This is a genomic window from Arthrobacter sp. K4-10C (assembly GCF_059090085.1).
The window spans coordinates 1-14,004 of sequence record NZ_JBNHFI010000005.1 but is presented as its reverse complement, the minus strand read 5'-3'; the positions used below and the strand labels follow the sequence as shown (position 1 = coordinate 14,004).

Sequence of the window (14,004 nt, the reverse complement as noted above, 5' to 3'; positions counted from 1 at the left end):
TGGGCCGGGTGCAAGATCAAGAGAGCAGGGCGGCCGCCTACACCACCCTGGCCGCAGGGCCGGATGTCCGCCACGAGCTTGAGATCAAACGCTCACGGTTCATTACCGTCCTGCGTCGTGCGGGCAGCGAGGAGGACGCCCGCGACCTGGTGGCCGGCCTCCGGCGCGAGTTCCACGACGCCCGGCACCACTGTTCCGCTTTCATCATCGGACCGGACCGGGACATCCAGCGGTCGAATGACGACGGCGAGCCCTCCGGCACCGCGGGCATACCCATGCTGGAGGCCCTTGCCAAGAGGGAAACTGCGCCCGGGGTGGCAGACCTCAGCGACGTCAGTGCCGTCGTCGTGCGTTATTTCGGCGGCGTGCTGCTGGGAGCGGGAGGCCTGGTCCGCGCCTACTCGGAGTCGGTCTCCTCGGCCCTTTCCCTGGTTCCCCTGGTGCGGCGCAGCAGGCTGCGGATCTGTTCGACGGCCGTGCCCCACGCCGCCGGAAGGCTGGAAAACGACCTCCGCGCCGCCGGCTTCGTGATGGCCGGAACAACCTACGGCGGCAGGCACACCGTCCTGCGGGTGGCGCTGCCGGACGAGCCGGCGTCCATCGCTGCGGCCGCTGAGCGGCTCCGGTCACTGACCGCGGGATCCGCGGACCTCACACCCGAAGGAACGGAATGGGTGGATGCGCCCCTCCCCTGAGATATCCCTGGTGGACGTGGACGACGTTGTCATGGAGTCGCTGCTGGCGCTGGCCAAGCGCGACGCGTCACCGGACGAGGTTGCTCCCCCGCTGGGCGGGCCCGGCTGGAACCCCGAACGGACGGCGTGGTTCCGCAGTTACCACCGCGCCGCGGCGGAAGGGCTGGACGGGAAAGCCGGCGAAAAGACATGGGGCATCCTTTGCGAGGGCAACCTGGCCGGGTCCGTCCGGCTCCGGCGGACAGCAGCAGACATTGCACCAGTCCAGGCCGGGCAGGGCCTTCCAACTGGGACTGTTGCGGAAGCGGGCATCTGGCTGGGCAGGAGCTTCCGGTCCCGGGGAATTGGGGGTGCGGCGCTGCGCCTGGTCATGGCCGAGGCGCGGCGGGCAGGACTGTCGCGGGTGGTGGCCCGGACCCTCGCCGGGAACGAAGCGGCACAGCATCTGCTTGCCTCGCTGGGCGGGCAGCTAAGGCCCGACGGCGACGGGACTGTTCTCGCCGTCGTCGAACTTTAGGGAGGACTTCCGCAGTAGGACGCGCCACCATTCCGGCCAAATTAAAGCTACAGACCCCCTGCTTCCGCAGGGGGTCTGTAGCGTTGGCACCGGAACAGCCCGGCGCCGGTGGCAATTAGTTGCCGGTCAGCTTCTCGCGCAGGGCGGCAAGAGCCTCATCCGAAGCCAGGGTGCCGGCGCCGGTGTCGGCGGCAGCGGGCTCGGAGGAGTAGCTGGTGGCTCCCGAGTCGCCGTCACCGGACGTTGCAGCAGCAGCGTCGTCGGCAGCGTGCTGGGCAACCTGCTTCTTGTGGGCTTCCCAGCGGGTCTGGGCGTCAGCGTACTGCTGCTCCCAGGCGGCGCGCTGGTTCTCGTAGCCTTCAAGCCACTCGTTGGACTCAGGATCGAAGCCCTCGGGGTACTTGTAGTTGCCCTCTTCGTCGTACTCTGCAGCCATACCGTACAGAGCGGGATCAAATTCGGTGCTGTCGGCGTCGACGCCCTCGTTGGCCTGCTTGAGGGACAGCGAGATGCGGCGGCGTTCCAGGTCGATGTCGATGACCTTGACGAACAGCTCGTCGCCAACGGAGACAACCTGCTCGGCCAGCTCCACGTGGCGTACGGCCAGCTCGGAGATGTGGACCAGGCCTTCGATGCCGTCTTCGACGCGGACGAACGCACCGAACGGAACCAGCTTGGTGACCTTACCCGGAACAACCTGGCCGAGGGCGTGGGTGCGGGCGAAGGTCTGCCACGGATCTTCCTGCGTAGCCTTGAGCGACAGGGAGACGCGCTCGCGGTCCAGGTCCACCTCGAGTACCTCGACGGTGACTTCCTGGCCAACCTCGACAACCTCGGACGGGTGGTCGATGTGCTTCCAGGACAGCTCGGAAACGTGAACCAGGCCGTCTACGCCGCCAAGGTCCACGAAGGCACCGAAGTTGACGATGGAGGAAACAACGCCGGGACGGACCTGGCCCTTTTCCAGCTTGTTGAGGAAGGTGGAGCGGACCTCGGACTGGGTCTGCTCGAGCCATGCACGGCGGGACAGCACAACGTTGTTGCGGTTCTTGTCCAGCTCGATGATCTTGGCTTCGATCTGCTGGCCGATGTACGGAGCCAGGTCGCGCACGCGGCGCATCTCGACGAGGGATGCGGGCAGGAAGCCGCGCAGGCCGATGTCGAGGATAAGACCACCCTTGACAACCTCGATGACGGTACCGGTGACAACACCGTCTTCTTCCTTGACCTTCTCGATGTCGCCCCAGGCACGCTCGTACTGAGCACGCTTCTTGGAGAGGATCAGACGGCCTTCTTTGTCTTCCTTGGTGAGCACCAGGGCTTCGACCTGATCGCCGACGGAGACGACGTCTCCGGGATCAACATCGTGCTTGATGGACAGCTCGCGGGAGGGGATGACACCTTCGGTCTTGTAACCGATGTCGAGCAGGACTTCATCGCGGTCGACCTTGACGACGGTACCTTCGACGAGGTCCCCGTCGTTGAAGTACTTGATGGTGGCGTCGACAGCTGCGAGGAAGTCCTCAGCGGTACCGATGTCGTTAATGGCGACTACGGGGGTACCGGGCTTCTCGGTGGAGGTGATGGTCATGTAGTAGGGGCTCCGTTGTGGATAGTTAGTCGGTCAGGCAAACCAGTGCGCCCGCGTTATGGAACGCAGGCGCGATTCGCGGTGAATCCGACGGATCCTCCGGGGTCATCCTGATTTTGTGGATTTCAGAAAACGTGCACGTGGTACACGCCCGTTTATTCTAGTCGTAGCCCGCAACGGGGGTCAAAGCGGGCCGTTGCGCCGTCCCGTCAGAAGTGGGTGAGGCAATGCGCGGCCCGCTCCACCGCGAACATCTGCCGGGCTTTCAGCGCAGCGCCCGCCGTGTTTTCCCGGATCCGGCCTGCCGCAGCCAGCGTGACGGGGCATACGGCGCCCAGGTAAATCGAGGACAGGGCCGAAACGTCCAGCACCAGGTCCGCTTCGGTGGTTTCGGGCAGGCGTTCGACGGCGGCCTGGCCGCCGTCGGCCCGAAGGGCGAAAGTTCCTGCCGAGAGGCCAAGGGCGTCATGGACTTCGAAGACCAGCCGGCCGTCCGCCGGGTAGTGCCTGGCCTCCAGAGCCTTGGCGGCGTCGAGGATGCGGAGCCACAGCATGTCGCGGCTGTCCGACGAATCGATGCAGCGGGGGTCGGCGAGGGCCCAGGTCAAGGGGTCGTCGAGCGGCGCTTCGTCCCACGAAACGCGCTGCACCAGGTCGATGGCGCCGAGGAACTGCCAGAGCTCCAGGTAGGCGTCGTTGCCGGCGGCCACGAGGTCCACCACTTCCACGGTATAGGGTTCTTTGTCCCAGCCGAGGAACTTGTAGGAGACGTAGCCGTCCACGGCTCCATCCACGGAATAGTGGAGCGCCACTTTGATGGCGGGATCCTCCTTGCCGTCGCGGCCCAGCGATCCTGACGCCAGGTGCCGGTACCAGTCCTGCCGGCCGAGGGACCCGGGAGTGAGCTGGTGGACACGCTCAAAGACCTCAGGCGCCAGCTGCAGCAGGGCCGTGGGGTCGGCGATTTCGACGCTGCCTGTGGGCTGGTGCACCAGGCTGAACCGCGCGGTGGTATCGACCTTGACGGAGCGTTCGAAGCTGGCGACGCCGTAGCCGAAGCGCCCGTAAATGGTTCCCTCCGATGCGGTAAGGGCAGCCATCGCGATGCCGTCCTCCTTGGCGAGGTGCAGGTCCTCGCTCATCATCCGGCGCAGCAGCCCGCGTCGGCGGTGCGAGGTGCGTACTGTCACAGATGTGACCAGGTGACTCGCCAGCATCCGGCCGAAACCAATGTTAAGGCTCTTGCGGAAGGTGGCGAAGGTGGCCACCGGCACCTCGGCAGGCAAAGAACCCGGCGCCACCTCGCCGGTTTGGTAGACGCCGGTCAGGACGCGGCCGTCCGTTTCGTAGGTGGCTAGGGACTTCGCCACATGCTCGGGCGTGCGGGTGGACTCGTGGAAGCCGAAAGCCACAGCCCTGGCCCAGGTCTCCGCCTCCGCGTAGCCGTCCTTGCCTTCGGACACCGCGCCGAAGCGACGGATCTCATAGTTTCCGCTCAGATCACCCATCCGCCTGAGCCTAGCCAATGCGTCGGGCGTCCCGCCAGCAGCGACACGCTGCCGCCAGCCGGTCAGAGCCGGCGCACGGGTTGGCGGAGGATGGTCCTGAGCTTTTCCGGCGCTACCCTGCGGGCATCGCTGAGGTAGATCTCGTGGTGCGGGCCGGCAAACGACAGGCCGCTGGCCGGCATGTACTCGCTGTGCAGGCGGTGCAGCGTGGGCCCTTCGTCGTCATAGCTGCCAATGTGCAAGATCTGCACTGAAAGCCCTTCGTCCAGCGTCTCCAGGCGGATCCGGTCCAGCCCCGGGACCTTCTTTGCCGCCGCCTTCGCGATGCCTTCCTGCACCTCGGCCGGACCGATCCAGTCCGGCTGCGCGATCATCATGGTCCACTTCCAGCTGTCCTTGTCGCCCCGCGTGAATGCACCCGGATCGTCTGCTGTCCACAGACCTTCCAGCGGCCCCACGGTGTAGTCCCGCCCGTTGCGCTTGCTGGCAAACTTCGCAGCATAGGACACCGAGTACAGTGCTTCAAGCGCCGCTGCATACGCGGGAGCCGTGCCGGGATTTCCCTGCCCGTGCACCACCAGGTATTGGAACGGCGGGACGGTGACCATCACAAAATCATTGGCGCGGGGCGCGTACAGTTCCTTGAACTGCTTTCGGACGTCGTACTTGTCCATCGCGCCCCGCCCCTCATTCTGTTGCCCTGCCCCTGGCGCCTGCCTTCTTAGTGCCCGGCGTCGTACCAGCTGGGGCCAACACCGATCTGGACCTCCAGGGGGACGGTGAGGTCCGCCGCGGCACCCATCTGTTCGGTGACGAGCTTCTCCACGACCTCGCGCTCACCGGCGGCGACCTCGAGGACCAGTTCGTCGTGCACCTGCAGCAGCATCCGGGATTTCAGCCCCTGGGCCTGCAGCCCAGCGTGGACGCCCAGCATGGCCCGTTTGATGATGTCCGCGGCCGAGCCCTGGATGGGGCTGTTGAGGGCGATGCGTTCAGCGTTTTCCCGCAGTTGCCTGTCGGTGCTCGTGAGGTCCGGCAGGTAGCGGCGGCGGCCTTCGATTGTGGCGGTGTAGCCGTCCACCCGTGCCTGGTCCACCACGCCGCGGAGGTAGTCGCGGACGGCGCCGAACCGGTCGAAGTAGTCCTTCATGAGGGTGCGGGCCTCGTCGACGGAAATCTCCAGCTGCTTGGACAGGCCGAAGGACGTCAGACCGTATGCGAGCCCGTATGACATCGCCTTGACCTTGGAGCGCATGGCGCTGGTGACTTCATGCGTGGGCACGTGGAAGATGTTCGAGCCCACGAACCGGTGCAGGTCCTCGCCGTCCCGGTACGCCTGGATCAGGCCCTCGTCGCCGGACAGGTGCGCCATGATGCGCATCTCGATCTGCGAGTAGTCGGCGGACAGCAGGCATTCGTAGCCCTCGCTGACCACGAAGATCCCGCGGACCCGGCGGCCCTCTTCGCTGCGGATGGGGATGTTCTGCAGGTTGGGGTTGTTGGACGAGATCCGGCCGGTGGCAGCCACGTTCTGCGCGTAGGTGGTGTGGATGCGCCCGTCTTCGGCCACTGACTTCTTCAGCGACTCGAGCATCTGGCGGAGCTTGGACGCTTCCCGGTGTGCCATGAGCTGGACCAGGAACTCATGCCCGGTCTTTTCCAGGAGGTTCTTCAGCGACGCGGCGTCGGTGGTGTAGCCGGACTTGATCTTCTTGGTTTTGGGCAGCTGCAGTTCGTCGAACAGGACTGCCTGCAGCTGCTTGGGCGAACCAAGGTTGACCTCGTGGCCGATGGCCGCGAACGCCTGATCCTGCGCCTGGTCAATGACCCGGGCAAGGTCGGCAAGCTGCTCGTCCATGCGGTCCATGTCGATGCCGATGCCGGCAAGCTCCATGTCGGCCAGGACGCGGCTGACCGGCAGCTCCAGGGTGGACAGCAGTTCCTCCGCCTTGCGCTCCTTGAGCTCGCCCTCGAAGTACCGGCTCAGGGACAGCACGACGGCGGCAGCCTGGACGAGTGCGTCGGCGGCGGCGGTATCGTCCCCGTCAAAGGACAGTTCCAGTTGGCCCGCCTTGGCGGTGGCCGCGGGGATCCCCACGTTCAGGTGGTGCTGGGCGAGTTCGTCCAGCTCGTAGGAGCGGCGGTCCGGCTGGATGAGGTACCCGGAGATCGAGGTGTCGTCCACCACGCCCTCCAGTTCCAGTCCGCGGGCAGTCAACGCCTTCAGGGCCGCTTTGAACCCGTGCATCACCTTGGGAGCTTCAGGATCCCGCAGCCAGGCGGCCAGCACGTTTTCCGTGTCGGCATCCTGGCTGGAGAGGTCGATGTAGGCAGCCGCGCCGTCCCGGACGATGGCCAGCGCCGCGGCGTCCTCGCCGATCCGTCCGGGGATGAGGTCCACGGCGACGGCGGACCGCTGCCCTGCCCCGGCGGCCAGGAATGCTTCCAGTTCCGAGGCGGAGGCGGGGGTGGTGTAGTCCGGCGCGTCAATGCTCGCGCGTTCGGCGGCTGGGGTGTCCTCTTCGCCGTAGAGTGCAAAGAGCCGGCTGCGGATGGTCTTGAATTCGAGCTGGTCGAACAAATCCTCCAGCGCTGCCTGGTCCGGGCGGGGCTGGTACAAGTCATCGAGCGTGACGGGAAGTTCCAGGTCCGTATGGAGCTGGTTGAGCATGCGGTTCCGCTTCACGTTTTCAACGTTCTCGCGCAGCGCGTCACCGACCTTCCCGCCGATGGAGTCCAGGTGGTCCAGGACGCCTTCCAGTCCGCCGTAGAGGTTGATCCACTTGGCTGCCGTCTTGGGGCCTACACCGGGCACGCCCGGCAGGTTGTCCGCGGTCTCCCCCACCAGGGCGGCAAGGTCGGAATACCGGGACGGGCTGACGAAGTACTTTGCCTCGATGGCCGCCGCGTCCATCCTGGGGATGTCGCTGACGCCCTTCTTGGGGTACAACACGAAGACGTTGTCCGTGATGAGCTGGAATGCGTCCCGGTCGCCCGAGACCAGCAGCACCTCAAAGCCGGCCTTCTCGCCCATTGCGGCAAGGGTGGCGAGGATATCGTCAGCTTCGTACCCGGGCAGCTTGATGGTCTTGATGCCCCAGGCCTCGACAACCTGCGCGATCAGGTCAATCTGGCCGCTCATCTCGCGGGGGGTTTCGTTCCGCCCGCCCTTGTACTCGCTGTACTGGGCCTTGCGGTGGGTGGTTTCATCCGAAACGTCGAAGGCCACGGCAATGTGGGTGGGCTGCTGCTCCTTGATCAGGTTGATCAGCATGGATGTGAAGCCGTGGATGGCATTGGTGTGCTGCCCGTTCATCGTGGAGAACTTGTCCGCGGGCAGGGCGAAGAAGGCACGGAAAGCCATGGAGTGGCCGTCCAGCACCAGGAGCCGGGGCTGGCCAGTCAGGGGCACTACCGGGGCCGCGGTAGCTGAAACTGATTCACCGGCGGAGGCAGGAACCTGGTCCTTGACGGCGGTGCCCGCCAGGGAGCTTTTGCCTTCCAGGGCAGGGTCCTGCGGAAGAACTTCGGACGGAAAAGGGGCCGGTTTGGTTGTTTCACTCACAGGTGCCAGCCTAGTTGCCATGATGGACAATTTCACGCGGGGCCCTTTCCAGGAAGAGCTCGTGGCCGCCGGCATTCCGGATCACCTGCACGGCTGGCTGGGCCGGTACGGGATCGGCGCGCTGGTGGTTAAGATGGGCATCCGGTTCCTGGAGATGAGCCCGGAACGGACCGTGGCCACCATGCCGGTGGAGGGCAACACCCAGGTGGCAGGGATCCTGCATGGCGGCGCGCACGTGGTGCTGGCAGAGACGCTTGGTTCATTTTCAGCGGGCATGCACGCCGGTCCTGGCCGGCACGCCGTAGGCATCGAGGTCAGTGCCACGCATCACCGCTCCATCGCGAAAGGGCTGGTCACGGGAACCTGCACGGCCATCCATCTGGGCGGGACCCTGGCAAGCCACGAGATTGTCATGACCGACGAGCAGGGCAGGCGGCTGTCGACCGCCCGGATCACCAACCTGATCAGGGACAACCCTTCCCCGGGCTAGCAGCCAAAACCGGGGGTCACCGCGCCGCTAGGAACCGCCGTTGTTCAGGACGTACCGCAATTCCACCACTCCCCTGCCCAGAGTGCGCGAGGCAGCCAACTCAAGGGGCGCCGTCGGACCGGACAGCGGCAGCAGGCGCTTGCCGTTCCCCAGGACCACCGGGATGACCGAGAGGATGATCTCGTCCAGCAGCCCGGCATCGGCGAACTGGGCTGCAAGGTTTCCGCCGCCCACCACCCAGATGTTCTTGCCTCCCGCAGCCCGCCGGAAGTCCTCGATGAATTCGGCGACGTCCCCCCGGACGAATGTTATGTCCGCGCCGGCCGGAGCGGAGTGCTCGTGCCGGGTGAACACGTAGCATGGCGTACCGGGATACGGCCATTTGTCCGGTTCGTGCGCCATTAGCCAGGCGTAGGTTTCCCCGCCCATGACGATGCAGCCAACTTCCGCCATGAATGCTTCATAGCTTTCGGCTCCCCCCTCGAAGCCGTCGAACTGCAGGAGCCAGCCGAGGTCGTCCGTGGACGTGGCAATGAAGCCGTCCATTGAGGCAGCAACGAAGTACTGGATGCGTGGCATGGGGCCAAGCCTAGCCAAAGCCGTCCGGCCTGCCCAGAGGCCGGTGCTAGCCGGAGAAGTACGGAATGATCAGGTAGAGCCCAAAGAGCACTGCCAGGCTGCACAGGCCGAAGCAGATGTAGGCAAAAGATTTCTTGATGCCGGGGGACGCTTGCTGCGAATCGGCTGCAATGGCCGTCAGCCGGACACCCAGCGAGTACAGGACCACCACGGTGACGGCGGCCACAAGGGTGGCACCGGCTACGGTCACGAGTTCCAGCCACTTCATCGCTGCGTCTCCTTCGGGTTGGTGGTGTCGGCGTCGGCATTTGCCCGGGCCTGTTCCTGGGATTTGGCGTGCGCCCTGGCCCTGGCGAGGGCCTTCTTCTTCCTGAAACGGATAGCCTGGCCGGCTTCCTCCACCTCAATGGCGTTGTGGTGGCCGACGGCGGACTTGCGCGAGTAGAAGAACATGAAGAGCACGGCAGCGGTGCCCGCAATGGCCGCGATCAGCACGCCCACCACGCCGGTCTTGACCAGGAGGGCAGTCAGTGCGCCCACGATGCCCGCGGCGGGGAGGGTGAAGAGCCAACCGAGGGCGATCTTTCCCACCATGCTCCAGCGCACGCTGGTGCCCTTGCGGCCCATTCCGGAGCCGATCACGGAACCGGAAGCCACCTGGGTGGTGGAGAGGGCAAAGCCAAGGTGGGAGGACGCCAGGATGGCGGAAGCAGTGCTGGTTTCGGCGGCGAAGCCCTGGGCAGGCTTGACCTCGGTGAGCCCGGCGCCCATGGTCCGGATGATGCGCCAGCCGCCGGCGTAGGTGCCGATGGCGATCGCGAAGGCGCAGGCCGCAATGACCCAGAACTCGGGCCCGCTGCCGGGGTCCTGGGTTCCGGCCGCAATCAGGACCAGCGTGATGATACCCATGGTCTTCTGGGCGTCGTTGGTGCCGTGGGCCAGTGCCACCAGGCTGGAAGTGAAGATCTGGCCGGTCCGAAAGCCGCCGCGTTTCTGCGTGAGCTTACTGCCGGTCTCAGGGTCATGGCGGGACGTCAGGGCATAGGCGAGGCGGGTGCAGAGGAACGCGACGATGCCGGCGATGAGCGGCGCGAAGATTGCCGGGAGAATGACCTTCTGCATGAGGCCCTCAAGGTTGATGGAGTGGAACCCGATGCCAGCCACCGCCGCGCCGATCAGGCCACCGAACAGGGCGTGGGAGGAACTTGAGGGCAGGCCCTTGAGCCACGTGATCATGTTCCACAGGATGGCGCCCATGAGACCGGCAAAGATGATATCCGGCGTGATCTGGATGCCGTCCGAACCTTCGCGGATGATGCCGCCCGAAACCGTTTTGGCTACCTCCGTGGAGAGGAAGGCGCCCACCAGGTTCAGGATGGCAGCCAGGGTCACCGCTGTTTTCGGCTTGATGGCGCCCGTTGCGATGGGGGTGGCCATGGCGTTTGCGGTGTCGTGGAAGCCGTTCGTGAAGTCGAAAAATAGTGCCAGCGCGATGACCAGCGCCACCATGAAGGTGATATCCACCTGTTGCCCAATCTGCAGAGTCGACGTTCGGCAGTTTCTATCCCCCGGCTGCTGCCTTGCACAGCATAATTCACCAGCTGTTCGTGTGGAATGACTTGCGGCGTTTACTGAACCGGCGGGAAACCTTATCGATCGTACGCGTCCGGGCCATCAGGTCAAAAAACCGGCCGGGTGAGGAAGGCGCGGACAGCTGCCAGCTCAGGCGGGGAAATACCGCGGCGCGGATCCGGGGAAACCGTCAGCATCCGCCGGCCCAGGAGCCCTGCCCATGCCTGCGCATCCGCTTCAAAAGCCAGCTGGTCGTCGATCCAGACCACAGCCTCGGGGCTGGTAATTTCCAGGTCTTCCTGAATGGCGCGGAGCTTCCACCACCCGGTTCCACCAGCCGGCCCCGTCACCGACAGGTAGGGCCAGCTGCCGCCATCGAGGTTGATGGCCGGGCACAGGTATTGCGGGGCAAGTTCCTCCCAGCTGGTGAGCCACACACACCGGACGCCTTCGGTCCGGGCCAGCGCGTTCAGACCCTCCACCAGTTCCACGGCATAAGCCACGGGCAGGAGGCCGGCGTCCGCACGGCGCCACGCTGAGCCCCAGTCAGTGGTTCCCTCCGGGCCAAAAGGGCAGATGACGCCGTCGACGTCGATGTAGAGCGTGCGGGCCACACCGACCTGCCTCTCAGATCGGGCGGAACTCCGAGGGCCGTCCACCTGCGTCCAGCCCGGGAGCCAGACGCTCCTCCAACGCGGCGATGGTCGGCTCCGGCAGGACGATGAGGCCGTCCAGTTCCCGGCGCGCCCTCTTATAGGCGGCCTGGCGCTCTGCGGGAGTGGCGGCGTGGTTTTCCGCGATCATCAGCAGCTTTCGTGCGGTTGCCAGCCGCTCGCGTTCGGGCCCGGTAAACTTGCTGTCCCGGATGCGCCGTGCCTCCCGCTCAGCAACGTCGAGTGCCACGGCGAAGTTATTAACCGCCTGCCGGTACGCCTCAAGCCGGGCGGCCGACGTGACGTCGGCTGCAGCAGTGGGCCGCTGGCCGTCGGCTTCGCGTTTGGCCCGAAGGAACGCCACGGTCAGTGGTTCCCGAACGTCCGTCATGAGCGGAAAGTCGATGAGTTTGCCGACATCCAGCTCATAGTCCAGCCAGCGCCGGCTGGTGGCGTCATGGGCTGCCATGAGGGCTTCGACTTCCGCCGTTGACGCCTTCTCCGCCTCCCGGTGCTGGTTCCGCAGCTTGTACAGTTCAACCTTCCGCTGGTGGCGGCGCTCGCTGGCCTTGCGCCAGCTGTTGGCCCAGTGTCCGGCAAAGGCACCCAGCGGAAACACCAGCCACCATTTGTCGGACAGAAACTCCAGAAGGGACTCCACCCGTCCATCGTCGCAGGCGCCGGCCTGCGCCTCAAGGAGTGGTTATCCGCTGTGCCGGCTGTGGCGGCGGCACTGCATGTCGGTCTCACTGGCGCAGGACGACGCCGGGCTTGGCAGGCTGTGGGGCGTACAACACACGCCGAACGATAGTACGGGACGCCGGATTCCGGGACGTGCAGGTGCTGGACCTGGCGGAGGACCCGTTCAACGCCCACTTCGTAGCGCGGAAGCAGGGCTAGCGCGTACCGGATCCGACCCGAGGAGTATCTCCCCTGGACGCATGTCGCGGGGAGATACTCCGGAAGGATCAGGGTGCGCCGGTGGTGCCTTGGGCGGCGTTGACGTTGACCAGCCAGCCGATGCCATAGCGGTCGGTACACATTCCGAAGATGTCCCCCCACGGGGACTTCTCCATCGGAACGGTCACCGACCCGCCGTCGCCGCTGAGCTTGTCGTAGTAGCCGCGTAGTTCCGCCTCGTCCTCGCCGCTGAGCGAGATGGAGATGGCGGATCCCTCACGGTATTCCATGCCGCTGGGGGTGTCCGCGCCCATCAGGACCAGGCCCTGCGGGGTGGTGAGCATGCCGTGCATGATCTTTTCGGCCTCAGCGGGGTCCTCGCTGGCCTGGTACTCCCCAAAGGTGCTGACCCGAAGGTCGCCGCCGAACACGGACTGATAGAAGTTCATCGCCTCGCGGGCGTTGTCACGGAAGCTGAGGTAAGGGTTGAGGATGGTCGGCATGGCTTGATCTCCTTGAATGGGGATGGACGCGGTGGAACCACACAACATCCTGCCCCAAAGAAGGGCTCGCTGGTAGGGGGTTTGGAGACGTTCGTGCAGGCCTGGCCCGGCTGCCAGTAGGCTCGGGTCATGGCCAGATACTTCGACGTTCATCCGCAGGACCCCCAGCCCAGGGCCATCGGCCAGGCTGTCCGCATCATCCTCGACGGCGGGCTGATCGCCTACCCCACCGACTCCTGCTACGCGCTGGGCGCGCAAATGGGCAACAAGGACTCCCTTGACCGGATCAGGAGCATCCGGCAACTGGATGACAAGCACCACTTCACCCTGGTCTGCCGGGACTTCGCGCAACTGGGGCAGTTCGTGAACATCGGCAACGACGTGTTCCGGAGCATCAAGTCGGTCACCCCTGGCAGCTACACCTTCATCCTGCCTGCCACCAGGGAGGTCCCCAAGCGGCTGCTCCATCCGAAGAAAAAGACCGTGGGCGTCAGGATCCCGGACAACCGGGTGGTCCAGGCGCTGCTGGCTGAGCTTGGCGAACCGCTGCTGTCCAGCACCCTCCTGCTGCCGGACGAGGAAGACCCGCTGACCCAGGGCTGGGACATCAAGGAGCGGCTGGACCATCAGGTGGACGCGGTGATCGATGCCGGTGACTGTGGCGCGGAGCCCACCACGGTGGTGGACTTCTCCAATGGCGTGGCGGAGGTGGTCCGGCACGGCGCCGGAGACGCGTCCCGTTTCGAGTAAGCTCCGGCTACGGACGACGGCGGCCCCGCCAATTAGCGGGGTAGGCATCTCTGGTGGGGCGCGGCTTTTCCACATAGGGGTTTTGGGTGGCCGGGGTTGTCGGTGGGTGCTGGAAGACTTTGTTTATGGAGGCGTTTGGGGCGTTGGCAGGGGTAGTCGCGGGAGTACCTGCGGGGCACGGTGGTGTTCCGGCGGTTGCTGATGCTTTCGCGGTCCTGTCTTCTTTCCGTGTCGCCGGCGATGGTGCGGGGATGATTGACCAGCTGCGGGCGCTGGAGGATGTGAAGTCGCTGGTTGCTGCCCGGCAGGCCGAGATCAGCGTCGCGTTTGATCAGGCGCAGCGGCGGGAGCAGGCCGCAGCAGGGGTCCCGGCCGACGGGCTGGGCGCAGGGGTGGCTGCGCAGGTTGCGTTGGCGCGCCGGGAGTCCCCGGCGAGGGGCGGCAGGATGCTGGGCATGGCCAAGGCACTGACGGGGATGCCGCACACGTTCGTGGCGTTCCGGTCGGGGTTGTTGAATGAGTGGCGGACCACGCTGGTGGTGAGGGAGACAGCCTGCCTGTCGGTGGAGGACCGGTTCGCCGTTGATGAGGAACTCGCCGCGGACACCGGCACCCTGGACGGGGCCGGGGACCGGGCCATCATCAGCGCGGTCCGGGCCGCGGCGTACCGGCGGGACCCGC

Annotated in this window: 14 protein-coding genes and 1 pseudogene; 5 read left to right on the top strand and 10 right to left on the bottom strand. The window is 65.7% G+C overall.

The genetic code is table 11. The features are described from left to right. The first annotated feature begins 8 nt into the window (after positions 1-8). Together AC5RUU_RS07795 and AC5RUU_RS07790 are read left to right on the top strand one after the other, a co-directional pair. Positions 9-695, top strand: coding sequence for an IMPACT family protein (locus tag AC5RUU_RS07795; protein WP_493974642.1), 687 nt, complete (start codon positions 9-11; stop codon positions 693-695). Further along, positions 679-1,212 (top strand): GNAT family N-acetyltransferase, encoded by a 534-nt coding sequence (locus tag AC5RUU_RS07790; protein ID WP_493974641.1) that lies wholly within the window; start codon positions 679-681, stop codon positions 1,210-1,212. The genes AC5RUU_RS07795 and AC5RUU_RS07790 overlap by 17 nt, the downstream gene beginning before the upstream one ends. Before the next feature lie 115 nt (positions 1,213-1,327). On the opposite strand, the gene rpsA is transcribed toward AC5RUU_RS07790, so the two are convergent. From rpsA to polA, 4 genes are all read right to left on the bottom strand, one after another. Continuing rightward, positions 1,328-2,803 carry a 30S ribosomal protein S1 gene (rpsA, locus tag AC5RUU_RS07785; RefSeq protein WP_079596020.1) on the bottom strand — a complete coding sequence of 492 codons (1,476 nt, stop codon included), beginning with the start codon at positions 2,801-2,803 and terminating at the stop codon, positions 1,328-1,330. Between the two features lie 209 nt (positions 2,804-3,012). After that, positions 3,013-4,311: a GNAT family N-acetyltransferase gene (locus tag AC5RUU_RS07780; protein WP_493974640.1), complete on the bottom strand. Its 1,299-nt coding sequence runs from the start codon at positions 4,309-4,311 to the stop codon at positions 3,013-3,015. Positions 4,312-4,373: 62 nt separating this feature from the next. Then, on the bottom strand, positions 4,374-4,985 hold the full coding sequence (locus AC5RUU_RS07775) for a GyrI-like domain-containing protein (protein ID WP_493974639.1): 612 nt from the start codon (positions 4,983-4,985) through the stop codon (positions 4,374-4,376). 47 nt (positions 4,986-5,032) lie between these two features. Then, complete coding sequence (gene polA, locus AC5RUU_RS07770; RefSeq protein ID WP_493974907.1) at positions 5,033-7,675, bottom strand: DNA polymerase I; 2,643 nt, start codon at positions 7,673-7,675, stop codon at positions 5,033-5,035. Between the two features lie 220 nt (positions 7,676-7,895). On the opposite strand from polA, the gene AC5RUU_RS07765 reads away from it, so the two are divergent. Then, a complete protein-coding gene (locus tag AC5RUU_RS07765) occupies positions 7,896-8,366 on the top strand; it encodes a hotdog fold thioesterase (RefSeq protein WP_493974638.1) in 471 nt (156 codons plus the stop codon). 27 nt (positions 8,367-8,393) lie between these two features. Here the strand turns inward: AC5RUU_RS07765 and AC5RUU_RS07760 are convergent, their stop codons facing one another. The 6 genes from AC5RUU_RS07760 to AC5RUU_RS07735 all read right to left on the bottom strand — a co-directional run bounded on the left by AC5RUU_RS07760 (position 8,394) and on the right by AC5RUU_RS07735 (position 12,573). Continuing rightward, a complete protein-coding gene (locus AC5RUU_RS07760) occupies positions 8,394-8,945 on the bottom strand; it encodes a dihydrofolate reductase family protein (RefSeq protein WP_493974637.1) in 552 nt (183 codons plus the stop codon). Positions 8,946-8,991: 46 nt separating this feature from the next. Beyond that, a complete protein-coding gene (locus AC5RUU_RS07755; protein WP_493974636.1) occupies positions 8,992-9,213 on the bottom strand; it encodes a hypothetical protein in 222 nt (73 codons plus the stop codon). Next, positions 9,210-10,469, bottom strand: a complete 1,260-nt coding sequence (locus tag AC5RUU_RS07750) for an inorganic phosphate transporter (protein WP_493974635.1) — start codon at positions 10,467-10,469, stop codon at positions 9,210-9,212. The genes AC5RUU_RS07755 and AC5RUU_RS07750 overlap by 4 nt, the downstream gene beginning before the upstream one ends. Positions 10,470-10,624: 155 nt before the next feature. Beyond that, positions 10,625-11,131 (bottom strand): HAD domain-containing protein, encoded by a 507-nt coding sequence (locus AC5RUU_RS07745; protein WP_493974634.1) that lies wholly within the window; start codon positions 11,129-11,131, stop codon positions 10,625-10,627. Between the two features lie 13 nt (positions 11,132-11,144). Then, positions 11,145-11,831 carry a hypothetical protein gene (locus tag AC5RUU_RS07740; RefSeq protein WP_493974633.1) on the bottom strand — a complete coding sequence of 229 codons (687 nt, stop codon included), beginning with the start codon at positions 11,829-11,831 and terminating at the stop codon, positions 11,145-11,147. Between the two features lie 307 nt (positions 11,832-12,138). After that, the gene (locus AC5RUU_RS07735; protein ID WP_493974632.1) at positions 12,139-12,573 is read right to left on the bottom strand and encodes a VOC family protein; all 435 of its coding nucleotides are present in this window, start codon (positions 12,571-12,573) and stop codon (positions 12,139-12,141) included. 129 nt (positions 12,574-12,702) lie between these two features. Here AC5RUU_RS07735 and AC5RUU_RS07730 point away from each other — a divergent pair, with 129 nt between their 5' ends. Beyond that, entirely contained in the window at positions 12,703-13,323 is a 621-nt protein-coding gene (locus tag AC5RUU_RS07730; RefSeq protein WP_493974631.1) for an L-threonylcarbamoyladenylate synthase, read from the top strand. A 251-nt stretch (positions 13,324-13,574) separates the two neighbouring features. After that, positions 13,575-14,004: pseudogene (locus tag AC5RUU_RS07725) on the top strand (HNH endonuclease); the annotation flags it as partial.